Source organism: Bacillus sp. FSL R12-0074 (genome assembly GCF_038005725.1).
GTDB classification, from domain to species: domain Bacteria; phylum Bacillota; class Bacilli; order Bacillales; family Bacillaceae_G; genus Bacillus_A; species Bacillus_A mycoides.
Window position 1 is genome coordinate 1 of sequence record NZ_JBBOTR010000005.1, and the last position, 23156, is coordinate 23156.

The following is a 23156-nucleotide window of genomic DNA, read 5'->3' on the forward strand; positions in this document are numbered from 1 at the left end:
TGTTTTTATTGTGATGATGAAATAGATGAGGACGAGGAAATATGTTTCTCTTGTAGCTATGAGCATATGGATGACATCGAAAGAGAATCATGTAATCCTAATTATGATACTGAATGATATAAAAGAGCAGCTAGCAAAAGCTAACTGCTCCAAAAACTTGTTGGAAGCACTACTTCGGGGAAGAAGTAGTTGTGATTAGTATTAACAGGATATTGAGTTTTATTCAGGGGGTAGAGTGAAATGGCAGAAAAAGCAGAGCCTAAAATGGTACCATTGGCTTCTTATGGATGGAATAAAGAAAAACAATATGTAGAGTTACATTTGTACATCAATGAAGAGACATATGTAATGCCAGTGTATGAGAAAAATATAAAAGGTATGGAAACTCGGTTTCGGTTAAATAAACATAACTTAATAAAATAATCCTTTGAATAGAAAGTGAGGTTAGGTGAATGGAAGAGAACGTAAAGCTATTGGGTGAGGATGGAATGTGTGGAATGGAGTTTACAGGAAATAAGGTTAATGTTTATAACGATGAAGGATATGTAATGGAGAGTATGACAACAAGGGAACATATTCAGGAAGTTATTGATTTTCTTGAAGACTGCAAGAAAGAAATGGAGGAATAAAAATGGGACAAGGTAACCGTGGAATGGCTTTTGAGAAGCTTATTAATCTATCGAATGAAATGTATCAACGCGAGGGAGTGGCGCTTATAAACAAGCGTCCGACTCCTGTGAAGGTATTAAAAATGGTTTATGGACGTGTGAAAGATGGTTATTACGAGTCTAAAAGTACAGTAGATTATGACGGCGTATATAAAGGACGAGCAGTAGCGTTTGAAGCAAAGTCTACAAATGAGATAAATAGATTTGATTTAAAGAACATCGCGCAGCACCAATTGGATTATCTAGAGACAGCGGAGAAGATGGGAGCGATTTGTTTCTTCCTTATTGGGTTTAGCAAGGACCAGTCAACATTTGCGATACCACTATCAGTCATTCAATCTTATGTAAGGATGTCACAGCAGCCAAAAGGTAAGAAGTCGATACCAAGAGCAGACTTTGATATTTATGGGTACTTAGTAGAACAGACAGAACGAGCGCCAGTGGATTACTTACAATACGTAGATGAAGCAGTAGCACCAGTTATGTTTGATGGCATGATTCAATTTGATCAGGACCATAAGAGGGTAGCAAATAACATTGAAGCAGCAAAAGAGAAGATGGCCAACAAGAAACGTAAATTATTAAAGGTTTAATGGATAACGGAACAATGCGCAATAGTGTGGTGGGGGCTATGTTAATGCGCGATGTTCCCTTATTCAACAATGAGATAGTAAAATTTCACGTACCTTATGTGATGTTAAAAAGACAAATTCGAAATAGGGGGATTTACCATGACAAACATTTATCAAAACTTAGGCGAAGAAATCGAATTAATGGAAGTTGAACTAAAGGACCTTAAATTAGAGCACAAATACTTAATGAAAAACATGCATATGAATGCTCCTAAGTTCAATGGAGTTACTGATTATAGCAAGGATCGTGTAACAGGTGGACAAATTCCGTTAGCTTTAGATGAAATAGCTGGTCGTCATGATCGTATTATGGAGAAGTCAGAGCGATTAAAACAACGTATTGCAGATAAGAAAGGATTAATGGGAGAAGCGCAGTTTATTATGAGCAAAAAGAAAGGTCTAGAACAACAGATTATATATTTACGAGATGTAATGGGATTCAATTTAAAACAGGTCGCTAGTGAGCTAGGTTATAGCTATGACCATATTAGAAGAGTGAGTAGCAAAATGAAAAGAAGCCACAATCATGCCACAACGATGACACACTGCTCTTGATAATTAGGTGATACACTATTATTACTGAGAGGTAGCGGAAACTACTTCAAAGTTCTTGATTTCGAGATGGATTGCTTTACAAATGTGGTGATGGTTCGTTCGGTCGGATGAACTGGATTTTTTTAAAAATATAGGTCTAAACGAGCAGAGAGCTTCCGCTCTTTGTTTGAGCCAATACAGCTGAACATTCCCCTCAGTCTTGTGTGTTGGTTCAAACAAGGCGTAGGAAGAAACATATGCGTCTTGGATATAATCACATTGTGCAAACGTAAATGGTGAAAATGACATTAAGTAGCCGACTCTACGGAGTATAAACGAGAAGATTCTTATTCTTCTCCCAGTCACCGACACAGGGCGTGTAGCCATACTATCGATGCGGTGGCTTGGAGAAGGTTGAGAGTACTCAGCCTTGAAATGAAGAGATGCTTATTGCCATTTGTTTTCTCTCTTTTCTCCCATCCCCTTTAGAGCTGTCACTTCGGTGATGGCTTTTTGTTTTTTGTAAACCAGGAATTAGCCGATCGCTTGTATCGTCCGTTAGTTCCGGGTTTAGAGAGAATAATTTTCTTTGTTATATAGAAATTACACATTAAACGTGAATATGAATGAAATGGATATTTGAATGGGAAGTGATAGCATGACTTGGTTAAGCTTCTTTTTAGGGTATTTTACAGGTACACTTGTTACTTTCTTGGTAATCTATTTCGGTTATAGAGTAGGAAATGGAGCAGTTGAGAGTGATAAGGGAAGATAAGGAGTGTGGGGATGAAGGTGATTGTTGTTTGTGGAGGAGCATTAGACAAAGCATTTGATATGTTACGTAAGGCTTTTAGTGATATGAGTAAACAGTTTGGAGAATTAAACGAACTAATCAAAGACGCTAGTGTGTATGAGGAAGAACCGGAATATATAAAATGCACTATTTTCCCTCATACTGTAGTTAAAGTTATGAAATCGCAGGTATTGAATCGTAAGCCGATGCTTATTAGAGATAGGACTACTTGTTAGGGGCGATAGGATGGAGTTAACACAATCTCAACAAAAGAAACTTGATGACCTTAATTTATATGCAAAGATGTGGTTGCAAGGAAAGATTGATGCCGATTACTTTTTGGAGATTTGTGATGAAATTGTTTATCCTGATCCAGCTGATACAACACATGATATTACTGCAGCTAGAGATAGAGCGGTGGAAATGAGAGAAAACCTTGAGAAGTTAAGTAATATGGAGTATTCAAATTATCAAGTTGATATTTAGGTGGTGAAGTTATGGATCAATGTCCAAATTGTAATGAGTGGTGGGTACATTGCCCATGTTGTGATGTTAACTTCTGTCATAAGTGCGGGATGGAAGAAAATGAAGTTGAGGATTACGAAGAGGAAGAGAGCTAACAAAACAAACGAACACAACGAACGAAAATAGAGATAGTTAACAAAGTGAAGTTTATGCAGGAAATAACGGTGATTAGGTGCTGAAAATAGCGTTTTAAAGCCAATGTATAAAATTATGAATACCTCTTATTCATAGGGAATTACAAAAGCGCTGATACCATGGCATTTCCCAGTTACCTAATTTACATAATGCATGTTATACGCAGTAATATTGTGTATATTATTCATTTCCCTGTATAAATTAGTTTCGTGTTATGTATTTTTCAAAATAAGATTCTTTTGAGGTGATTTCGTGCTGATCTATACAGTTGTGATGTGGGACAACACTGATACGGATATTATGTTAGCTACCACAGACAGAGAAGAAGCACTAAAAGAATTTGAGTCATGCGTTGCATTCTCTTTGCAGGTTTGGGAAGACGGTGACGTACTAATTGAGATGATTAGTAACGAAGGTGAATACTTTGCGGATGGTGGATTAGAAAGATACCCAGAAAAAGGACATGAGATATTTAATGAGATAGTAGAACAATTACAGTAGCGAATCCGCTGCTTTTTTTTTATTTTACAGAAGAGGAGTGATTAGATGAATATTTACATTGACGATGTAAGTATTGAGTATATCGAAGTGACAAGAATGGGAGACAAGGAACTGCGTTTGCAGTCAACTGATGCGGTCATTCGATATGAATTAATCAAAGGGGATAACTGCTTGTCTGGAAAATTATCAATACCGTTTGATGAATACAAAGAAATGAAACATGAAGACTTAATTAACAAGATTCATGCAAATCTATTTTAATTAGGAACTACCATGAGGAGGATGAATGATGGAAGATAAAGATGTTATAAATCATAGGCTTGAAGTCTTAGAAACGACAGCACAACAAATGTATGCGGAGAAAATGATCATGCAAGGACGGATTAATGCATTGAATGAAAATGTAGATTCATTAAAGAAATATATTGGCGATTTAGAACTGAAGGTGAGAGCAAATGAAACTAACTGAACTAAATAAACAAGAACAAGCAGTAGTAATAGGAAGATTAATCAATAATATTCTCGGAGTGGAATTGGTAAAGGAACGCATTGAACCGCAGAAGCTAGAAAAAGCAGTTGCGATGTATAACGAAATGAATGACGATACAACACCGAAACAAGTACGAGAGGCGCTTGTTAGTGTGTTAGATAAGACAATTGATGAGTTTTTGAAGGAGTAGACATAAAAAAGAGGACGAAACTTGTTGGCTTTCAAGTCTCGTCCGATGACAATGTACCTTTATTATACCAGCTTGTATTTATTTGGTAAATATATAATTCGAATCATTTTTAATATTTAGTACCATTCGTGCTTTTATTCTATAGAAGAGATTATCGTGAGGTGGGTGAATGGCAAAAGAATATGCTAAAAAATTCTATAAAAGTTCTGCATGGAAGAAGTGCAGAGACTCTTATTATAAATTCAGACATGGATTGTGTGAGAGATGTACAGTGAAAGCAGGGAAGATTGTTCACCATAAGAACTACATAACGCCTGAGAACATTAATGATCCAGAGATTACGTTAAGCTTCAGTAACTTAGAACTACTGTGTCAGGATTGTCACAACCGTGAGCATCATGAGAAGAATAGTCCTGTAGCAGAAGGTGTGATGTTTGATGAGAATGGTGATTTGATTAGGAGGGATAGTTAATGAGTAGTAGTAAGAAGATTAAGGCAAACAAGGTAACACTCATTGATGGTAGTACAGATATAGTTATTGGTGATATTAGACTGTTTAATGTTAATGAAGGTAATGGTGTATTAAATGCTGGTAATAGTTATTTCAATATTAATAACGTGTTATCTGTGAAACCGATAGATATAGAAGTATGTCCTCACTGTGAGGGACCTATAGATACTACAGAAGTATTTGCTGATGGTGGTTCGGTTGCTTATGTTAAGTGTTGTGCAGGATGCAATTGGAGTGAAGGAGGTAGTTTGATAAATGGAACTAACTAAACTTGAGAAGGCGATTGTCATTGGTGCATTCGTTCAAGGACTAGGTGAGGAAGTGCTTAATAATAATTCAGGTAATCATTCATTAAAACAATTGGATGAAGAATTAGAAAAGATTATTAATAATTCAACGCCAAATCAAATGAAAGAAGCCGGTGCAAGTGTAATAGATAAATTCATTCATGGTTTATTAGAAGAAAACAGTCAGGAGAAAAAAGAAGTAAACCCCCCCTATCAAAAATAAAACAAAGGCTCGTAGGGGGACCGAGAGGGGAGCTTCGTGTAACACACAGGTCATTCCGCGTGACCCCCCTACCCCAAAATGAAAGAAGTGAGGTGTTATTGATGGCGATTAAAAAAGATCTAACAAAAGAAGAGCGTGTTAAAAAGGAAATAAACAGACTTAAAAGGATATACAAAGATATGCCAAAAGATACCCTCTTGGTTGTAGAGGGACTAATTGTTGAAGCGGCAGACTTGCGAGTTCGGTTAGAAGATATTCGAAAGGATCTCGATGAGAACGGTTATGACGAATTGTTCTCACAATCAGAGACTCAAGAGCCATATGAAAGAGAACGTCCACAAGCTCGGCGCTATATATCGATGAATAAAAATTACCAATCTATCATGAAACAACTTGGCGACTATGTTCCTAAAATACCACCAGAGCCAAAAAAGAAGAGTGATGGATTCGATGAGTTTGTGATGGATAGATGATTAGAACTACCTCACTATTCATTAGTGATGTAGTTCTTTAGAATTGTCTCTATAAGATTGTTCAAACTTCTATTTTGTTTCTTTGCTTCTTGCTCTAATTTTTCTTTAACTTCTTTCTCGATACTCAAAGAATATCTTGTTTTATCTTTTGAAATCGTCATTTTTATCACCTCGATTATATTATAAAGTGATTTAACTGTATCGTAAAGGTGATGTCACTGTGATATAATATAAATAGAGGTGGTAACAGTGAAAACTAGAGTTTGTAAGAAATGCAGTATTGAAAAGGATATTAATGAGTTTTCAAAGCAAAAAGAAATGAAAGATGGATATAGAAATGCTTGTAAAAAATGCGAGTATGAAATGAGTAAAAGATATAAAAATAAGTGTTTACAATGCGATAATGATTTTAAAACGCATAAGAAAACACAGAAATATTGTTCTCGTCATTGTGAAAGTGAATATACAAAAGAAAACGGATTGAGAAAAAAAGAAAAACACTGGAATTGGCAAGGTGGAGAAGTGGAATATCACTGTGATTATTGTGGTGATAAAATAAGTCAGCGAATAGGACAATTTTCTAAGTTTAAATATCATTACTGTTCAAAAAAATGTAACGGAAAACATGCGGAACAACTGGGAAGATTTTCAGGTGAAAATAGCGCTAGTTATAATTATGATTTGAGTGATGAAGATAGAGTTAAACGAAGAAAAACACTTGAAAGTAAAAAGTGGACAAAGGAAGTATATGAAAAAGACAATTACACTTGTGTTGTTTGTGGGTATAGAGGTAAAGGATTAGTTGCACATCATTTAGATGGTTATAATTGGTGCAAAGAAAAACGAACTGATATTAATAACGGTGTAACATTATGCGGAAATCATCATGAAGAATTTCATAAAGAATATGGTTATGGTAATAACACGAAGGCGCAATTTGGTTTATTTCTCGATTTTAAAAGAAAGGAGTCCTCTTCTAATGAAAAAATATCCATTAAATCACAATCCTATTGTTGAATATAACAACAGGATTGTAAATGGTGAAGAAGTTGTTAGTGATAAAGTCAACCGTGTTTATAAAAAACTAGTATCTGATTTGTATAATAAAGAAAGCGAATGGGAGTATGATTACAAACGTGCTAATCACGCTATAGAGTTTATCGAAAACTTCTGTAAACATTCGAAGGGGCGTCTTTGGCGGTAAACCTTTTCTACTAGAATTATGGCAAAAAGCTATGACGGCCGCTTTATTTGGTTTTGTTCATAAAATAGATGGTATAAGAAAATACCGTGAGTTTATGTTAATTGTTGCCCGGAAAAATGGAAAATCGGCTTGGGGGTCTGCAATTGCTTTATATTTAATGGTTGCTGATAACGAACCAGGACCCGAAATAGTATCAGCAGCAACTAAAAAAGATCAGGCTAAAATTATTTGGTCTGAAGCAAAGAGAATGGTGAGAAAATCACCAGTCCTTTCTAAAAGAATTCGTACGTTAGTAGCTGAAATGATTTCAGATTTTAACGATGGTTCTTTCAAACCTCTTTCAAGTGATTCAAATACACTTGATGGACTTAATGTACATTGTTCATTAATAGATGAACTACATGCTATTGAAGATAAGAATCTTTATGACGTTATTGTTGATGGTATGACGGCTCGTGAACAACCAATTTCTATTATTACAACGACTGCCGGAACTGTAAGAGAAGGAATCTTTGATATTAAATATGAAGAAGCCGAACGTATTATAAACGGTTATGACGACCCAGAAGGTTACAAAGATGAAAGAGTTCTTCCTATTATTTATGAACTTGATAAAAGGGAAGAATGGATAGACCCAAAGTGTTGGAAAAAAGCAAATCCAGGATTAGGAACTATCAAAAATGAGGATCAACTTAGAAGTAAAGTTGAAAAGGCAAAAGCAAATCCTATGCTTGTTAAGAATTTACTTACAAAGGACTTTAATATTCGTGAAACATCAACAGAAGCTTGGCTAACCTTTGAACAATTAAATAATACATCTAAATATAAAGTAGCAGAATTAAAACCTTCGTATGGAATTGGTGGTTGTGATTTATCCTCAACAACCGATTTAACAGCAGCGAAGGTTATTTTTATGGTTTCTGATGATCCACATATCTATGTTAAACAAATGTATTGGTTGCCTGAAGATTTACTAGAACAACGAAGTAAAGAAGATGATATTCCGTATGATTTATGGCATGAACAAGGATTATTAAGGACTACACCAGGCAATTCAGTTCATTATAAATTTGTTACTGAATGGTTCTTAGAAATTAGAGATGAATTCGGCATTTATATCCCTTGGATTGGTTACGATAGGTGGAGCGCAAATTATTGGGTGGAAGAAATGGAAGGTTATTTTGGGAAAGAAGCTATGATTCCTGTTGCTCAAGGTAAACAAACCCTTTCTAGTCCAATGAAGCTATTAGGAGCCGATTTAGAATCTAAATTAGTGAACTATAATAACAATCCAATTGATAAATGGTGTCTTTCTAATACAGCTATTGATATTGATAAGAATTTAAACATCCAACCGAATAAAACAAAGAATCAAAGACGCCGTATTGATGGAACAGCGGCGCTCTTAAACGCTTATGTAATCCTTCAAGATAAGAGGAATGATTACCTCAACATGATTTAAGAAGGAGGTGAGAAATTGGGATTATTTGATAAGATATTTGGAAAGAAACAAGCCCCTACTACAACTCGTTTTGAAATGATAAACGATAATGGCGGAGGCTTTTTTGCTTGGAACGGTGACATATATCAGAGTGATATTATTCGAGCTTGCATACGACCTAAAGCGAAAGCGGTTGGTAAACTTATAGCTAAGCATATTCGAGATAACACTACTGAATTTAAGGTTAATCCAGAGCCGTATATGAAGTTTTTGTTGGAAGAGCCCAACCCATTAATGACGGGACAAATGTTCCAAGAAAAAATGGCTGTTCAATTGGAACTGAATCACAATGCATTTGCTTATATTAAGCGTGATGATATCGGATACGCTACTGAGATATATCCTATTCCATGTACAACAGTAGAAGTTGTTGAAGGGGCACAAGGAGATATCTTTTTAAAGTTCTATTTTAAAAATGGAAAGCAAATGACGATACCTTATACAGATGTAATTCATTTGCGAAAAGATTTTAATGATAATGACTTCTTTGGCGAACATCCAGGTAATGCATTGGCACAATTAATGGAGATTGTTACCACTACAGATCAAGGTATTGTTAAAGCGATTAAGAATAGTGCGGTAGTAAAGTGGATTCTTAAATTTAAATCGGTATTGAAGCAAGAAGATATTGATAATCAGGTGAAAAACTTCGTTAATAACTATTTAAATATCGCGAACGATGGTGGCGCGGCTTCTTCTGATCCGCGTTATGATTTAGAGCAAGTGAAACCTGAAGCTTTTGTACCGGATTCAAAACAAATGCAAGAAACTGTACAGCGTATTTACAATTTCTTTAATACAAACGATAAAATCATTCAAAGTAAATATAACGAAGACGAATGGACAGCTTATTATGAGTCAGAAATCGAACCATTCGCAATGCAGCTTGCTGGGGAATATACCAGGAAGCTTTTTTCACGTCGAGAAAGAGGGTTTGGTAACAAGATTATCTTTGAATCCTCTTCACTTCAATATGCTTCTTTGGGGACAAAGATGGACTTAGTTCAAATGGTAGATAGAGGAGCTATGACACCGAATGAATGGCGTTCAATTCTTTCTCTCGGACCAATAGAAGGCGGAGATAAACCAATTCGCAGATTAGATACAGCTCTAGTTAAAGATGGAAAAGTTACTGGTGAAGGAGGTGAGAATAATGAACAAAACGGAACAAAGGGAACTAATAACGCAAACAATAGAAATTAGAGAAGATGAACACGGTAATAAAATGCTATCGGGATACGCTGTGAAGTGGGAAAAGAATTCAGTAGTTATGGGTTATTATCGAAAATTCCGCGAGCAATTCCGACAAGGTGCGTTCTTAGAATCATTGCAAAAAGATGACCAACGTTTTTTGTGGGCACATGATACTTCTAAAGTATTGGGTAGAACAAAGAACAACACTTTGAAATTAGCGGAGGATTCCATTGGATTAAGGTTCGAATTGACATTACCAAAAACAACACTTGGAAATGACACGTATGAAACGATTAAGCGTGGCGATGTTGATGGTGTTAGCTTTGGTTTTAGTATGATCACTGAGGAAATAGATGAACCTGACGATGATTTAATGTTACGAACAGTAACTAAAGCTAAGTTATTAGAAGTTAGCGCAGTCGCCTTTCCCGCTTATCCTGATTCGGAAGTTAGCGCGAGAGGTTACGATCCATATAAACATCATGAAGAAAGAAAACAGAAAGAAGAATTACGTAAAAAACTAATCTTAAAAACTTACTTATAGAGGAGAATGATATATGAATCGATTACAAGAAATTTTACAACGTAAAACGGAAATCCGCACAGCATTAGAAGGTACTGGAGAAGTTGACTTAGTAGCATTAGAAACTGAATTACGCGAGCTAAGCGAAGAACAAACAAAAATTGAAACTCGTCAACGTTTACTGAAAGAAGCTGAAGTTATTAATAACAATGCCGAGCCAGAAAAACGTACAGTAGTTGAAACGTTTAACAATGAGCCACCGCAACAAGATGTGGAGTTAGAAGCATCAGAAAAACGTGGGCAAGCATTGATAGAAAATCGTGCTGTAACTGTAGGAAGTAGTAATGTAGTGCTTCCAAAGCATAGCGCTTCAGATATTCGACCTACATTTAACGAAGTATCTACATTAATTGATCGTGTCTCTACGAAAACATTAAAAGGCGGTGAAAGCTACCAACAACCATATATTAATGGATATGGTGAAGGTGATTATACTGCCGAAGGAACTGATTACACATCAGCTGAAACAACGTTCGGATATGCAGATATTACAAAAGCTAAGGTCACGGCTTACTCAGAAGACACTGAAGAACTTCAAAAGTTACCGGCAGCAGACTATGACGGTGAAGTAATGAAAGGTATTACTGTTGCAACACGTAAAAAAATGACTCGTGAAATTTTAATTGGAACAGGCGCAACGAATCGTCTTGTTGGTATTTTCTCTACAGCAGCTAAAGCAATCGATGTAGCAACAGATTTAGAAATTTCGAAGATTGATGAATCAACATTAGACGACATCATTTATAGCTATGGTGGAGATGAAGATGTTGAAGATGCAGCGGTGTTAATTCTAAACAAAAAAGATTTAAAAGCATTTGCTAAGCTTCGTACTTCTGATGGTAAAAAAGTATACAACGTTGTTTCTCATGGCAATTCAGGAACGATTGATGGTGTACCATTTATTATCAATAGCGCATGTAAAGCAATTTCTGATTCTAAAACAACTGCTGGTCAATACAACATGGCGTATGGCCCGTTATCAAACTATCAACTTACTATCTTCTCTGATATGGATGTACAACGTTCTACTGATTTCAAATTCAAGCAAGGTATGATTGCCCATAGAGGATCTGTTTTTGCTGGTGGTAACGTAATTTCTAAAAATGGATTCTTACGTGTTAAAAAAGCGGCTACTGTATAATAGCCGCTTTTCTTTATGAGAAATGGAGGTTTAACAGTGGACTCAAATACATTGAAGAAATGTGTTGTTAAAAGAGCATTTCGAGATAAATTCACTGATGTTCATTATAGTATTGGAGATTCATATGAATCTAATGATGTGAAACGAATCATTTTTCTCCAAGACGAAGGGTTTTTAAATGAAGGTTCGGTTGAAGAAATTGATAAGGAAGTTAATGAACTAACTCATGTTGGTGGTGGATATTATCAGTTACCAAATGGTGAAAAGGTAAAAGGTAAAGATGCTGCACTTAAATCATTAAATGAATTAAACAAATTAGGTGAATAACCATGATCCTTATAGATGTTAAAAAGGCGTTACGTGTATCTCATGATGCTCTTAACGATGAGATTGAAGACTTAATTGAAGCATCACGACATGATTTAATGCTATCTGGTGTTTCTGGCATTAAAGCAAACGATGATGAAGATCCATTAATTAAACGAGCAATTATTACGTATGTAAAAGCTAACTTTATTCCAGATGCAAAGGAAGCTGAACGATTCCAATCATCTTTTAACATGTTAAGAAACCACCTGACATTAGCAGGTGATTATAAATGAACGATATTCTATTTTTTTCAGAGTTTAAAACAGTTGAAGATGACTTAGGACAAATAGAACAAGTCGAATTATTTAGTAGACAAGTCTTTTGTAGAAAGAAGTCTGTTCCACAATCAGAATTTTTCCAAGCAGGGCAGAGTGGAATTAAAGCTAGTTGTGTATTGATCATCCATTTGTTTGACTATCAAGAAGAAGTGAAAGTTAAATATGGTGAAAAAACATATAACATTTACCGCACATACGAAAGAGATGATGAAAAAATCGAGTTGTATTGTGAGGTGGACATTGGTGGCTAGTATTAATAATTTCGCTAGTGAGATTGCTAGAGAATTGCAAAGATATACAAATGTTGTGGAAGAAGATTTAGAAAATGAAATCGACGATATAGCAGATATTGCTGTAGATAAATTAAAACAAGGTAGTCCTAAAAAAACTGGTGGTTATCGTAAAGGTTGGCGTAAGAAAAAAGAAGGGAATGGAGTTGTTCTTCATAATACCAAAGGACAACTAACACACCTTTTAGAAAAGGGACATGCGAAAGTTGGTGGTGGTCGAGTTCCTGCAAAAGTCCACATCCGTCCAGTTGAAGAATATGTAATTGATGAATTACCTAGACGTGTAGAAAAGGTGGTTCAAAAATGAATTTAATTGAATTAAAGAAGATTCTTGATGCTACAGGTTATCCTGTGGCTTATTCGCATTTCACAAAAACACAAGGTAATAAGTTACCTTCGCCTCCTTACATTTGCTATCTTGTGGATGGCTCTCCTAATATGCCAGCCGATAACAAGGTTTATCACAAAATAAATGATGTAAGTATTGAGCTTTATACAATAAAAAAGGATTTGGTTGCTGAATCCAAATTAGAAAAAGCCTTAGATGATCATGAGATACCTTATGAATCATTTGAGGCTTTTATAGATTCTGAAAAAATGCATCAAAAAACATATGAAGTGAGGTTGATATAAATGGAAAACAATAAAGTAACATTCGGTTTAAAAAAAGTTCATTTTGCTCCATACAGTGTACTAAATAATGTAGTCACTTTTGATTCGCCAATCCCAATGCCAGGTGGGGTTGAATTAACGTTTGAACCACGTGGTGATTTAATTGAATTTTACGCTGACGATATGCTCTATTACGCTGCAAGTAATAACCAAGGTTATGATGGAACGTTATCTATTGCGAATATTCCAGAGCAATTCGCTATCGAGGCATTAGGTGAACGTCTAGATGAAGTTGATGGTGTGTTAAATGAGTTAGCGGATGCAAAAGGGAAATCATTTGCAATGTTATTTGAATTTGATGGCGATAAAAAAGCAACTCGTCACGTTATGTATAACTGTTCAGCAAGTCGTCCAACACTTGCATCTAAAACAAAAACAAACTCCGCTGAGCCTAATACAAATGAGTTGAAATTCGTTGCTAGTCCTATCGATCTTAATGGGGAACGTGTAGTTAAAACAAAAACGACTTCTAATACTACTCAAGCTATTTATGATGGTTGGTACACGGAAGTTTATAAAAAAAAATAATAAAAGGGGCATAAATAGATGGAAAAGACAATCATAATTGATGGTAAACAGGTTCGATTAAAAGCTACAGCGGCAACGGTTAAACGTTATAAAGCGCAATTTAGACGCAATTTATTTGCAGATTTGATGGGGTTAGGGGCGATTAATGCTTTAACCTCATCAGATGGATCAGAACAACCTATTGATATGTCAAATGTTGATATAAGTAAGGTAGACTTTGAACTTATTTATGATTTGACTTGGTTATACGCTAAAACAGCTGATTCAAGTATTCCTGATCCTATGACGTGGTTGGATGGATTTGAAGAATTCCCGATTGAAGAAATTATGCCAGAAGTTATGGAATTAGTTCAAGTTACTATGGGAGCAAAAAAAAAATAAAGAAAAATAATGGAGAGCAAGGGACTTTCGGTGATGAAGAGTTAACAACCGATACGTTCCTTGCTCTTTGTTATAAATCGAAATTAACACGTTGGGATTTAGAAGATATGACAATCGGTGATTGCTTTGATTATATTGCTGAATTTGCTGAAATGGAAAATCCAGATAAAGAAAAAGTAAGAAAAGCGAATCAAAAAGATTACGATTCTTTCTAAGAAATGAGGTGAAAATATGTCAGGAAGAATTAAAGGAATTACGGTTGAGATTGGCGGTAATACCGTTGGTTTACAAAACGCCTTAAAAGATGTTAATAAACGCAGCAATGATCTAACAAAAGAATTAAAAGATGTAGAACGCCTTTTGAAATTTGATCCAGGTAATGTGGAAGCATTAGCGCAAAAGCAAAAATTATTAACACAACAAATTGAAAATACAACTGAAAAACTAGATAAGTTAAAGGCTGCTGAACAACAAGTACAAGCACAATTTCAAAACGGTAAAATTTCTGAAGAACAATATCGAGCGTTTAGGCGTGAAATTGAATTTACAGAAGGGTCACTTAATGGTCTTAAAAATAAATTAGGAAGCATGAAAGCCGAGCAAGAAAATGTAGCAAGTTCAACTAGACAATTAGAAACATTATTTAGGGCTACAGGAAAAAGTGTTGATGATTTTGCAGGAGCGTTAGGAAATCGTCTTGTGAATGCAATTAAAAGTGGAACGGCTACAAGTCGCCAGTTAGAGCAAGCGATTGGAATTATCGGCCGAGAAGCACTAGGAACAGAAGCTGATATTGAGAAATTACAGAGAGCGTTACGATCTGTGGATGATGGAAATTCGATTCAACAAGTACGAAACGAATTACGAGATTTACAGCAAGAAGCCCAAAGGACAGAAAGAGAATTTAAAGAATTAGATATCGGTTTAGAAAACGTTCTTGGCGCTATGGTAGCCGGTGGTGGTATTGCCGGAACGATTGAACAAGCGTTGGATATGTCAAAGTTAAAAACGAAAATCGATATCACTTTCGATGTTCCAGAGTCTTCAAAAAAGTCAGTTGAAGAAGCTGTTAGAGGGATAACTGCTTACGGTGTGGATGCTGAAGCATCTTTAGAAGGTGTGCGCAGGCAGTGGGCGTTGAATAAAAATGTTAGTGATGAAGCGAATGCAGCAATCGTAAAGGGAGCAGCCGCAATTGCACAATCATATGAAGGTATTGATTTTACTGAATTAATACAAGAAACAAATGAAATTGGTAATGAACTAGGTATTTCACAAGAAGGAGCCCTTGGATTAACAAACGCCTTATTAAAAATGGGATTTCCACCTGAGCAATTAGACATTATTGCTGAATATGGTGGGCAGCTTACACGAGCAGGATATAGTGCTGAAGAAGTACAAGCGATTATGGCGGCTGGGGTCGAAACAGGTACTTGGAACATTGATAATCTCTTAGATGGTTTGAAAGAGGGGCGTATTAAAGCCGCTGAGTTTGGTCAAGGTGTCGATAAAGCTATGAAACAAGCTCTTGAAGGTACTAATATTTCAGCAGATCAAGTTGAAAAATGGGGTAAAGCTGTAGCTAATGGCGGTAAAGAAGGATCAGCCGCTATGACTGATATTGCTCTAGCATTATCACAAGTTGAAAATGAAACAAAGAGAAACGAATTAGGGGTAAAGCTATTCGGTACAATGTACGAAGACCAAGGCCAAAACATAATTAATACATTGCTAGGTGCAAAAGAAAAAACGGTCGATTTCAAAAATAACCAAGATCAATTGAATGACTCCATAAAGAAAATGGATGCGAATCCAGCTATAAAGTTTCAAAAGGCTATGCAAGATTTACAAGTTGCTCTCCAACCAGTACTTAGTGTTGTAGCTGATCTTATTTCTAAATTTGCTGAATGGATATCTAATAATCCAACTTTAGCGGCTACATTAGCTAGTGTTGCAGTAGCGATTGGTATAATTTCAGGTGCGATTATGGCACTTGCGCCTATAGTTGTAACAGTAATGAGTATATTTGGGGTTGGTGCGGCTGTAGCGGCTGGCATAGTTGCCATTGTGCCGATTATCATAGCCGCTTTAGTCGCTTTAGGTGTAGCCATTTATCAAAACTGGGAATCTATTAAAACTTGGACAATAGAAACCTGGAATTCTATTAAGGAATATTTGATAGAACTTTGGGACGGTATCGTTCAATCATCTAGTGAAGTTTGGGCTTCATTTTTAGAAACAATGCATGCATTTTTTGATCCCATTGGTCAATTTTTTAGTGATTTATGGACAGGTATAGGTCAGATATGTAGTGATACATGGAATTCCATAGTCGAATTCTTTTCGGGGGCCTGGGCTTCATTCACAGAAATGATGCATAGTTTCTTTGACCCAATAGGTGAATTCTTTAGCAGCTTATGGTCTGGAATTGTTGAAACGGCTTCCTCTTGGTGGACTTCTTTAGTGACAACAGCATCCGAATTATGGGGGATGCTAACGCAAGCTTGGCAAGATACTTGGAATGCGATTGTTACTTTTTTAGATCCCATCATTTCATTGATTTCAACAGTTTTAGAAGCAGGTTGGTTACTTATTCAAGCTGGAGTGCAAATTGCTTGGGCGGCAATCAGTCAATATATTATTCAACCAATTCAAGAAGCTTATGATTGGGTAAGTGGAAAAATTGGCGAATTAGTTAACTGGCTAAGTCAACAATGGGAAATTGCGAAGTTAGCGGCACAAATTGGTTGGTCTTTATTTAAACAATATATCATTCAACCCGTCCTAGATACTTGGAACTTTGTAAAAGAAAAATTTGGTGATTTGATATCTTGGTTAAATTCAAAATGGGAACTTGCTAAATCATATACTCTTGCGGCTTGGAATTTGGTCAAACAATATGTTATTCAACCTGTTCAAGACTTGTGGAATACAACCAAGCAAAAGCTTGGAGATTTAGCAAATTGGATATTAAGTAATTGGGAAACTATAAAATCTTATACACTCACAGCTTGGAATTCGGTGAAGAAATATGTGATTGATCCAGTCACTGAAACGTATAATCAAGCGAAACAAAAATTTACTGAGTTATATAACTCTGCCAAAGAGAAATTTGACGCTGTAAAAAATGCAGCGCAAGAAAAATTTGAAGCGGCAAAGCGGTTTATTATTGACCCAATAAAAGATGCTGTTGACAGCATAGAAAAATTTATTGGGAAGATTAAGGGATTTTTTAGTGACTTGAAATTAAAAATTCCAAAGCCCGAAATGCCACCTCTTCCACACTTTAGCTTACAAACTAGTACGAAAAACGTTTTAGGAAAAGATATTACGTTCCCATCTGGACTCAATATTGATTGGCGTGCTAAAGGTGGTATCTTCACTAAACCTACAATATTCGGAATGAATAGCGGTAACTTGCAAGGCGCTGGAGAAGCAGGACGAGAAGCAGTGCTTCCCCTAAATAAAAAGACACTTGGAGATATTGGTGCAGGTATTGCTGCGACTATGGTTGGCACGACTGGATCTATGAGTCAATTAATGAGTGATATGAGTCGTATGATGGATAGTTCTATGAGCCAGTTATCAGGATTAAAAACTGTTATGAGTGGTGTGTATGGAAGTATGTCAAACAGCAAACAAGCAATGACAAGCGGTGTATCAAATCAAGTGTTTAATTACTCGTCTGGATCATCTGGTGGCGGAGCGATGCCAACACAAGGTGGCGATTTAGTAATTGAAGTTCCTGTTACTTTAGAAGGACGAGATGTGGCACGTGGTACTTATCGATATACAACCGAGTATCAAGATAGAGAAACAGCAAGAAACTCAGCCTTTTAGGTTTGGGTTTCTTTTATTTTATAAAGAAAAGAGGTGTTAACATGAGTTCTTTTACATTTAACAATCAACGTAAAGATTTTATTCAAATTGAAAAAGGATGGAAAAGACCTACATGGGCACCGTTGAAAAGGAATTTTCTAAGTGTTCCAGGTTATCCAGGGGCAAGATTATTAAACACACAAACTGACATCCGTGTTCTTTCGATTCCTGTAGGAATTATAGTTCCTGATGGTGGCGACTTAGAACTATTAAAAGAAGAAATAGCAGCTTGGTTAATTACAGAACAACCAGTGGAGCTTATTTTTGATGTAGAACCAAACAGAACATATCTAGCTGTTGTGGACGAAGGGTTTGATCCAGATGAATTCGTCACTCTGGGTAAAGGAATGCTTAAATTTATTTGCCCAATGCCTTATAAACTAGGTCAGATACAAACAGTTGATTTTCTGAATGATGGTCGAGGTCTAATAGCAAACGTACAAAACAAAGGAAGTGTGGAATCTAATGCAATTATAGAAGTTGAAGTAGAGAAGCCTTCCACATTTTTTGATGTATGGAATGGTATGAATTATTTCCGTATTGGATACCCACTTAAAGCGGATCAAATACCTATTGAAAGAAATCAACGTGTTATGTGGGATGAAATGTCAACAACTGTAGGATGGACAAATGTCCCTAAAACAGAAGATATGACTGGTGGAGGAAAGTTTAAAACAGACGGATATCGTTTTATGGCTGAATATCTAGGTGAACCTACAGTAAAAGGTTGGCATGGGTGCATAGCAAAGAAGAACATTCCACAAGGTCCATTGCAGGACTTTATCATGCAAGCCTATGTAGGTATTAATAGTTTTCACTGGGACCAAATGGGGCGGGTTGAAATAGGATTGTTGGATGAAAACAGCGATTATGTGGCCCGTATATCCATGTCTGATGTTCAATGGGAAGCGGAACAAAACAGCGGATTTGCTTCTGTTGGGAATAGTAAAAAACCGGGTGGGCAAGTCTTTATCAACGAGCATGGAGATCACCCAGACACCTGGACAAATTTTAGAGGTCGTTTATGGCTTGCTAGAACTGGAAACAGATGGGAAGCATATATTTCTAAATTTATATTAGGTACGGAGATTGATGACTCAGAACGCTTTGTAGTGTGGATAGATGAAAATAATGTCAATATGAATAAAGTCGCCCAAGTGCAAATCAGCATTTCTCAGTTTTCAAATAATATGTTTTGTTCACAAATGTCTATCGATGATTTAAAAATATGGAAAGTTAATATGAATACGCAAAGTAATCCTCCTTATATTTTTGATGTTGGGGACAAAGTAGTTATTGATACAGAACGAAGTCTTGTAACGATAAATGGTAAGAGCGCGATAAATCTAAAAGATATTTTTAGTGATTATCCAGTTATTCAAAAAGGTCAAAATAAACTAGAAATAATGCCTCCAAATGTCGGAATAGCAAAGGTAATGTATAGGGAGAGATTTAGATGAGAACACCTAGTGGAACACTTCATGTTGTCGATTTTCAAACAGAACAAATCGTTTCTGCTATTCAATCTAAAGATTACTGGGACGATAAGCGACATTGGGAAATCAAAAATAACATTGATACTTTAGAGTTTAAAGTATTTGATAATACAGAACATGCAGCAACTCTTATGCAGCAGAACTTAGTGTTAAAAGAGGTAAGGGATGGGCGGATTGTTCCTTATGTAATTACTGAAGCTGAAAAAGATTCTAATGATAGATCTGTAATTACTTATGCATCTGGTGAATGGATTCAACTTGCAAAAGCAGGAATTATCCCTCCACAAATTTTAGAAGGTAAGACAGTAATTGAAATGGTGGATATAGCTCTTGCAGGTACGAAATGGAAAAAAGGAAATTTAGAATATGCCGGATTCCATTCAATGACAATTGATGAATTCATTGATCCATTAAGTTTCTTGAAAAAGATTGCTTCTTTATTCGAATTAGAAATTCAATACCGTGCTGAAGTTGTTGGTTCGCAAATTGTTGGTCGTTATGTAGATATGGTTAAGAAACGAGGACGAGAAACAGGTAAAGAAGTAACTCTAGGTAAAGATTTAATGGGAATCAAACGTATTGAAAACTCTCAAAATATCTGCACAGCGCTTATGGGGTTCGTTAAAGGCGAAGGAGACAAGATAATTACAGTTGAGAGTATTAATAACGGTTTGCTGTACATCGTAGATAACGATGCATTTCAACGTTGGAATGAGCGTGGTCAACATAAATTCGGATTCTATACTCCAGAGACAGAACAAGATATAACACCACAACGATTACTAACGCTTATGAAAACTGAGCATAAGAAACGTATTAATACATCTGTTTCTTATGATGTTCAAGCACAGTCTATCGGCCGTGTATTCGGACTAGCTCATGAACTAATTAATGAAGGTGATAAATTAAAAATTAAGGATACTGGATTTACACCGAAATTATATCTTGAAGCTCGTGCGATTGCTGGTGATGAATCTTTTACGGATCCTATACAAGATAAATATGTGTTTGGTGATTATCGCGAGATTGTGGATACAAACGAAGAATTACGGAAAATGTTCAACAAAATATTAGCTACACTGGGCAGTAAAGCCAATAAAGAATTATTGGATAAGTTAGAAGAACTAGTAAAAGAGAATGATCAAAAAGCCGAAACCGCTCAGAAAGAATCTCAAGCGGCTAAAGAGTTAGCGCAAAAAGTACAAGAAAATCTGAAAGACTATCAAACAACTATTTATGAAGGGGTTAATCCTCCGACTAAAGGATTAGAGCCTGGGAAAAGCTTATGGCTAGATATCTCTCAAGGTAAACCTGGCATATTGAAAAAGTGGAATGGTACAGAATGGGAAGTCTTGGTGAAGGATTATGGAAAAGATGTAAAAGATCTTGATGAACGCACTGCTAATTTTGAAACATCAATGACTGGTCTAACAAGTGATGTCGAACAATTAACTATCACTACAACAGATCAAGGCAAACAAATATTTGAAGCTAACACTAAAATTGAACAGACATCACGAAAGATTGAAGCAAAAGTTGATATTAAACAAGTTGAGGACTATATCGGTGGAATCGGACCAACTAATGAAATTAGAAACACTAGATTTACCCAGGGTACAAAATATTGGGGACTAGGAGCTAAATTTCCGGCAGTTGTAGACAAAGATACAACATTTTTAGGTGAATCCAGCATGAAATTGACCGTTACTGGAGAAACCGCGCCTGCTTATAATAGTTTTACATCTAATAGAGTTCCAGTAACGCCAGGTGAAAATGTTGTTGTTTCTGCATATTTTTATACTAAAAATATAGACGAACACTTAAATAATAAACTACGTATGGTTGCTGTGTTTTGGAAAAGCGATGGTACCCAGTTGAATGCTGGTACCAATGATTTCACTATAAAAAATGATACTTGGACAAGACAAGAATTTACAAAGGTAGCACCACCAGAAGCCGCTCTTGTAGGTTTCAGAGCATATGTTATTCAAAATGGAACGATGTGGGTAGCTCATCCGATGTTACAAAAAGGAACTAAAGCAAGTTCTTTTATCGAAAATCCAAATGATATGGTCGATAAAGATAAAATCATTGATGATTTGGCTGATAAGGTAGCAACCGCAGACTATAACCAAAAGGTCACGGATATAGAACGTAGAGTTTCAGCAACTGAAAAAGGTGTTGAAATCAGTGCGAAAAAAGAAGAAACATACACAAGAAAAGAAGTAGACGGTACATTTGCGACAGGTGCATATGTAAAAACGATGGAAGGACGTATTGAGGTTACAGAAAACGGTATAAAAAATACAGTTCAAAAAGGTACTGTAATCTCATCTATCAATCAATCAGCAGAAGCAATTGACATTGATGCCAAACGAATAGGATTAAAAGGATTTGTCACAGCTGAACATATTAAAGGACAGGTATTTGAAGGGGTAACCTTAAAGACCACTGGTGGCACAGAGAAACGATTTGTAGAATTAAACAAACAAGATATTCGTCTTTTTGACGAAAACAAAGTTAGAGGTTATTGGGGTTTTTATAACCGAACATCAGATAATGCATTACAACCTACATTTATTTTAGGACGAAATGCCTCGTCTGACATAAATGGTTCGTTTATTATGACACAGATAACGCCAATAGAAAATGGTGTTGAACAATTTGAAAAAGCACAAGCAACTATTGGGATGGCTGCTTTTTTCAATGCAAATACAAATACATTTGCTAGAAACTCACAAATTTTATTTTCCCGTGACGGTGGTCATATGGATATCCAAACGGATGGTCAATTAAGGAGCTCATCTAAAAACATCATGTCTTTCCGGACAACTGGTGAAAGTGGACTTGGTGATATTCAATTTTATGCGAATAAATTCTTTTCAGTAGAAGCAAATAATTCTATTTTGATGTCTTCCACTAATGGGGGCTTTAATTCAGATGTATCTACTAATCATACTTTTAAGAATAATTCTGGTGCTTTCTTTTTTGAGAACAAAACGAAGACTGGCGGTAATCAGATATTATTGCAGGACGATAACAACAACGCTGACTTACGCCTGGCATATATCCGTATTAGGGGATCACATGTACAAGGATATCAAAACTCATTACAGCTTATCCCGTCAGGTGGGAGTGCACCAACAGCAGGGTTGGAATGTGGGAATATTAAGGCAAATAAAATAACTTGTAACGGTCCTGTTGATACTAGCAGTACCAGAACAATTAAATCTAATATTAGAGACATTGAAGTTGATTCTTTAGAGAAAATTATGTCTCTTAAAATACAACAATACAATTTAAAAGTTGATGTCGAAAAGCTATATCAAATGAGAGAAAGAGCTGTAGGAACTAATCAAGTATATACAACAAATGACATACCGCTACATTATGGTTTTATTGCAGAAGATACAGACAGCGTATTTACATCAGAAGAAAAAAACGCGGTGCGTTTATATAATCTTATAGCGTTAAATATCGATGCAACGCAAAAAATATATATCGAGATTAAAGAAGAAAATAAGCAATTAAAAGAAGAAATTGAAAATGTAAAGAAAGAAAATAGCCAATTAAAAGAGCAAGTAACAACACTTACAAATGAAGTTTCGGCATTAAAAGAGTTAGTTCAAAAATTAATTAGTTAAAACAGATGGAGCAGCAAACGCTGGTCCTTTTTAT

At 35.9% G+C, this 23156-nt stretch carries 30 protein-coding genes and 1 pseudogene; 30 read left to right on the plus strand and 1 reads right to left on the minus strand.

What is annotated here, in order from left to right:
- The first annotated feature begins 240 nt into the window (after positions 1-240).
- The 15 genes from NSS97_RS29660 to NSS97_RS29730 all read left to right on the plus strand — a co-directional run bounded on the left by NSS97_RS29660 (position 241) and on the right by NSS97_RS29730 (position 5962).
- Entirely contained in the window at positions 241-423 is a 183-nt protein-coding gene (locus tag NSS97_RS29660; RefSeq protein ID WP_341115200.1) for a hypothetical protein, read from the plus strand.
- Positions 424-452: 29 nt separating this feature from the next.
- Positions 453-629, plus strand: coding sequence for a hypothetical protein (locus NSS97_RS29665; RefSeq protein WP_341115202.1), 177 nt, complete (start codon positions 453-455; stop codon positions 627-629).
- A gap of 2 nt (positions 630-631) precedes the next feature.
- Positions 632-1261: a Holliday junction resolvase RecU gene (locus NSS97_RS29670; protein ID WP_341115203.1), complete on the plus strand. Its 630-nt coding sequence runs from the start codon at positions 632-634 to the stop codon at positions 1259-1261.
- A gap of 138 nt (positions 1262-1399) precedes the next feature.
- Positions 1400-1855 carry a hypothetical protein gene (locus NSS97_RS29675; protein WP_000182202.1) on the plus strand — a complete coding sequence of 152 codons (456 nt, stop codon included), beginning with the start codon at positions 1400-1402 and terminating at the stop codon, positions 1853-1855.
- 765 nt (positions 1856-2620) lie between these two features.
- Positions 2621-2863 (plus strand): hypothetical protein, encoded by a 243-nt coding sequence (locus NSS97_RS29680; RefSeq protein WP_341115205.1) that lies wholly within the window; start codon positions 2621-2623, stop codon positions 2861-2863.
- Between the two features lie 10 nt (positions 2864-2873).
- Positions 2874-3113 carry a hypothetical protein gene (locus NSS97_RS29685; RefSeq protein WP_341115207.1) on the plus strand — a complete coding sequence of 80 codons (240 nt, stop codon included), beginning with the start codon at positions 2874-2876 and terminating at the stop codon, positions 3111-3113.
- 11 nt (positions 3114-3124) lie between these two features.
- On the plus strand, positions 3125-3247 hold the full coding sequence (locus NSS97_RS29690) for a hypothetical protein (RefSeq protein WP_341115210.1): 123 nt from the start codon (positions 3125-3127) through the stop codon (positions 3245-3247).
- A 292-nt stretch (positions 3248-3539) separates the two neighbouring features.
- A complete protein-coding gene (locus NSS97_RS29695) occupies positions 3540-3788 on the plus strand; it encodes a hypothetical protein (RefSeq protein WP_341115212.1) in 249 nt (82 codons plus the stop codon).
- 45 nt (positions 3789-3833) lie between these two features.
- Positions 3834-4049 carry a hypothetical protein gene (locus NSS97_RS29700; RefSeq protein WP_341115213.1) on the plus strand — a complete coding sequence of 72 codons (216 nt, stop codon included), beginning with the start codon at positions 3834-3836 and terminating at the stop codon, positions 4047-4049.
- A 25-nt stretch (positions 4050-4074) separates the two neighbouring features.
- Positions 4075-4257, plus strand: a complete 183-nt coding sequence (locus NSS97_RS29705) for a hypothetical protein (protein WP_341115215.1) — start codon at positions 4075-4077, stop codon at positions 4255-4257.
- A complete protein-coding gene (locus tag NSS97_RS29710) occupies positions 4244-4468 on the plus strand; it encodes a hypothetical protein (RefSeq protein WP_341115217.1) in 225 nt (74 codons plus the stop codon). Before NSS97_RS29705 ends, NSS97_RS29710 begins: the two co-directional genes overlap by 14 nt.
- Positions 4469-4637: 169 nt before the next feature.
- Positions 4638-4940 (plus strand): HNH endonuclease, encoded by a 303-nt coding sequence (locus NSS97_RS29715; RefSeq protein ID WP_341115218.1) that lies wholly within the window; start codon positions 4638-4640, stop codon positions 4938-4940.
- Positions 4940-5248, plus strand: coding sequence for a hypothetical protein (locus tag NSS97_RS29720; protein WP_341115219.1), 309 nt, complete (start codon positions 4940-4942; stop codon positions 5246-5248). The genes NSS97_RS29715 and NSS97_RS29720 overlap by 1 nt, the downstream gene beginning before the upstream one ends.
- Entirely contained in the window at positions 5235-5489 is a 255-nt protein-coding gene (locus NSS97_RS29725; protein WP_341115221.1) for a hypothetical protein, read from the plus strand. The genes NSS97_RS29720 and NSS97_RS29725 overlap by 14 nt, the downstream gene beginning before the upstream one ends.
- Positions 5490-5590: 101 nt before the next feature.
- Entirely contained in the window at positions 5591-5962 is a 372-nt protein-coding gene (locus tag NSS97_RS29730; protein WP_341115223.1) for a hypothetical protein, read from the plus strand.
- Positions 5963-5976: 14 nt separating this feature from the next.
- Here NSS97_RS29730 and NSS97_RS29735 read toward each other — a convergent pair whose 3' ends face one another.
- The gene (locus NSS97_RS29735; protein ID WP_341115227.1) at positions 5977-6123 is read right to left on the minus strand and encodes a ribbon-helix-helix protein, CopG family; all 147 of its coding nucleotides are present in this window, start codon (positions 6121-6123) and stop codon (positions 5977-5979) included.
- Positions 6124-6211: 88 nt separating this feature from the next.
- Here NSS97_RS29735 and NSS97_RS29740 point away from each other — a divergent pair, with 88 nt between their 5' ends.
- The 15 genes and pseudogenes from NSS97_RS29740 (at position 6212) to NSS97_RS29810 (ending at position 23122) form a co-directional block, all read left to right on the plus strand.
- Positions 6212-6979 (plus strand): HNH endonuclease signature motif containing protein, encoded by a 768-nt coding sequence (locus NSS97_RS29740; protein WP_341115230.1) that lies wholly within the window; start codon positions 6212-6214, stop codon positions 6977-6979.
- Positions 6942-8628 (plus strand): annotated as a pseudogene (locus NSS97_RS29745) (terminase large subunit). The gene NSS97_RS29740 and the pseudogene NSS97_RS29745 overlap by 38 nt, the downstream one beginning before the upstream one ends.
- A gap of 15 nt (positions 8629-8643) precedes the next feature.
- Positions 8644-9870: a phage portal protein gene (locus NSS97_RS29750; RefSeq protein ID WP_341115232.1), complete on the plus strand. Its 1227-nt coding sequence runs from the start codon at positions 8644-8646 to the stop codon at positions 9868-9870.
- Positions 9821-10405, plus strand: a complete 585-nt coding sequence (locus NSS97_RS29755; protein ID WP_341115234.1) for an HK97 family phage prohead protease — start codon at positions 9821-9823, stop codon at positions 10403-10405. The genes NSS97_RS29750 and NSS97_RS29755 overlap by 50 nt, the downstream gene beginning before the upstream one ends.
- 13 nt (positions 10406-10418) lie before the next feature.
- On the plus strand, positions 10419-11585 hold the full coding sequence (locus NSS97_RS29760; RefSeq protein WP_341115236.1) for a phage major capsid protein: 1167 nt from the start codon (positions 10419-10421) through the stop codon (positions 11583-11585).
- A gap of 36 nt (positions 11586-11621) precedes the next feature.
- Positions 11622-11912, plus strand: a complete 291-nt coding sequence (locus NSS97_RS29765; protein WP_341115239.1) for a hypothetical protein — start codon at positions 11622-11624, stop codon at positions 11910-11912.
- 2 nt (positions 11913-11914) lie between these two features.
- A complete protein-coding gene (locus NSS97_RS29770) occupies positions 11915-12187 on the plus strand; it encodes a head-tail connector protein (RefSeq protein ID WP_341115240.1) in 273 nt (90 codons plus the stop codon).
- Positions 12184-12483, plus strand: coding sequence for a phage head closure protein (locus NSS97_RS29775; protein WP_341115241.1), 300 nt, complete (start codon positions 12184-12186; stop codon positions 12481-12483). The genes NSS97_RS29770 and NSS97_RS29775 overlap by 4 nt, the downstream gene beginning before the upstream one ends.
- Position 12484: 1 nt before the next feature.
- Complete coding sequence (locus NSS97_RS29780; RefSeq protein ID WP_341115335.1) at positions 12485-12829, plus strand: HK97 gp10 family phage protein; 345 nt, start codon at positions 12485-12487, stop codon at positions 12827-12829.
- Entirely contained in the window at positions 12826-13155 is a 330-nt protein-coding gene (locus NSS97_RS29785) for a hypothetical protein (RefSeq protein WP_341115245.1), read from the plus strand. Before NSS97_RS29780 ends, NSS97_RS29785 begins: the two co-directional genes overlap by 4 nt.
- A complete protein-coding gene (locus NSS97_RS29790) occupies positions 13156-13722 on the plus strand; it encodes a major tail protein (protein ID WP_341115248.1) in 567 nt (188 codons plus the stop codon).
- A gap of 18 nt (positions 13723-13740) precedes the next feature.
- Positions 13741-14103 carry a hypothetical protein gene (locus NSS97_RS29795; RefSeq protein WP_341115249.1) on the plus strand — a complete coding sequence of 121 codons (363 nt, stop codon included), beginning with the start codon at positions 13741-13743 and terminating at the stop codon, positions 14101-14103.
- A 231-nt stretch (positions 14104-14334) separates the two neighbouring features.
- Positions 14335-17943 (plus strand): DUF2207 domain-containing protein, encoded by a 3609-nt coding sequence (locus NSS97_RS29800; protein WP_341115251.1) that lies wholly within the window; start codon positions 14335-14337, stop codon positions 17941-17943.
- A 41-nt stretch (positions 17944-17984) separates the two neighbouring features.
- Entirely contained in the window at positions 17985-19442 is a 1458-nt protein-coding gene (locus tag NSS97_RS29805; RefSeq protein WP_341115252.1) for a distal tail protein Dit, read from the plus strand.
- The gene (locus NSS97_RS29810; protein WP_341115254.1) at positions 19439-23122 is read left to right on the plus strand and encodes a phage tail spike protein; all 3684 of its coding nucleotides are present in this window, start codon (positions 19439-19441) and stop codon (positions 23120-23122) included. Before NSS97_RS29805 ends, NSS97_RS29810 begins: the two co-directional genes overlap by 4 nt.
- Positions 23123-23156 lie beyond the last annotated feature (34 nt).

Bases quoted from the DNA above. Each gene is read 5' to 3' on its own strand.
- NSS97_RS29730 (WP_341115223.1), top strand. From the start codon at position 5,591: ATGGCGATTAAAAAAGATCTAACAAAAGAAGAGCGTGTTAAAAAGGAA.
- NSS97_RS29755 (WP_341115234.1), top strand. From the start codon at position 9,821: ATGAACAAAACGGAACAAAGGGAACTAATAACGCAAACAATAGAAATT.
- NSS97_RS29760 (WP_341115236.1), top strand. From the start codon at position 10,419: ATGAATCGATTACAAGAAATTTTACAACGTAAAACGGAAATCCGCACA.
- NSS97_RS29790 (WP_341115248.1), top strand. From the start codon at position 13,156: ATGGAAAACAATAAAGTAACATTCGGTTTAAAAAAAGTTCATTTTGCT.
- NSS97_RS29795 (WP_341115249.1), top strand. From the start codon at position 13,741: ATGGAAAAGACAATCATAATTGATGGTAAACAGGTTCGATTAAAAGCT.
- NSS97_RS29660 (WP_341115200.1), top strand. From the start codon at position 241: ATGGCAGAAAAAGCAGAGCCTAAAATGGTACCATTGGCTTCTTATGGA.
- NSS97_RS29665 (WP_341115202.1), top strand. From the start codon at position 453: ATGGAAGAGAACGTAAAGCTATTGGGTGAGGATGGAATGTGTGGAATG.
- NSS97_RS29800 (WP_341115251.1), top strand. From the start codon at position 14,335: ATGTCAGGAAGAATTAAAGGAATTACGGTTGAGATTGGCGGTAATACC.
- NSS97_RS29805 (WP_341115252.1), top strand. From the start codon at position 17,985: ATGAGTTCTTTTACATTTAACAATCAACGTAAAGATTTTATTCAAATT.
- NSS97_RS29720 (WP_341115219.1), top strand. From the start codon at position 4,940: ATGAGTAGTAGTAAGAAGATTAAGGCAAACAAGGTAACACTCATTGAT.
- NSS97_RS29705 (WP_341115215.1), top strand. From the start codon at position 4,075: ATGATGGAAGATAAAGATGTTATAAATCATAGGCTTGAAGTCTTAGAA.
- NSS97_RS29770 (WP_341115240.1), top strand. From the start codon at position 11,915: ATGATCCTTATAGATGTTAAAAAGGCGTTACGTGTATCTCATGATGCT.
- NSS97_RS29700 (WP_341115213.1), top strand. From the start codon at position 3,834: ATGAATATTTACATTGACGATGTAAGTATTGAGTATATCGAAGTGACA.
- NSS97_RS29690 (WP_341115210.1), top strand. From the start codon at position 3,125: ATGGATCAATGTCCAAATTGTAATGAGTGGTGGGTACATTGCCCATGT.
- NSS97_RS29810 (WP_341115254.1), top strand. From the start codon at position 19,439: ATGAGAACACCTAGTGGAACACTTCATGTTGTCGATTTTCAAACAGAA.
- NSS97_RS29685 (WP_341115207.1), top strand. From the start codon at position 2,874: ATGGAGTTAACACAATCTCAACAAAAGAAACTTGATGACCTTAATTTA.
- NSS97_RS29735 (WP_341115227.1), bottom strand. From the start codon at position 6,123: ATGACGATTTCAAAAGATAAAACAAGATATTCTTTGAGTATCGAGAAA.
- NSS97_RS29725 (WP_341115221.1), top strand. From the start codon at position 5,235: ATGGAACTAACTAAACTTGAGAAGGCGATTGTCATTGGTGCATTCGTT.
- NSS97_RS29715 (WP_341115218.1), top strand. From the start codon at position 4,638: ATGGCAAAAGAATATGCTAAAAAATTCTATAAAAGTTCTGCATGGAAG.
- NSS97_RS29675 (WP_000182202.1), top strand. From the start codon at position 1,400: ATGACAAACATTTATCAAAACTTAGGCGAAGAAATCGAATTAATGGAA.
- NSS97_RS29710 (WP_341115217.1), top strand. From the start codon at position 4,244: ATGAAACTAACTGAACTAAATAAACAAGAACAAGCAGTAGTAATAGGA.
- NSS97_RS29670 (WP_341115203.1), top strand. From the start codon at position 632: ATGGGACAAGGTAACCGTGGAATGGCTTTTGAGAAGCTTATTAATCTA.
- NSS97_RS29785 (WP_341115245.1), top strand. From the start codon at position 12,826: ATGAATTTAATTGAATTAAAGAAGATTCTTGATGCTACAGGTTATCCT.
- NSS97_RS29680 (WP_341115205.1), top strand. From the start codon at position 2,621: ATGAAGGTGATTGTTGTTTGTGGAGGAGCATTAGACAAAGCATTTGAT.
- NSS97_RS29775 (WP_341115241.1), top strand. From the start codon at position 12,184: ATGAACGATATTCTATTTTTTTCAGAGTTTAAAACAGTTGAAGATGAC.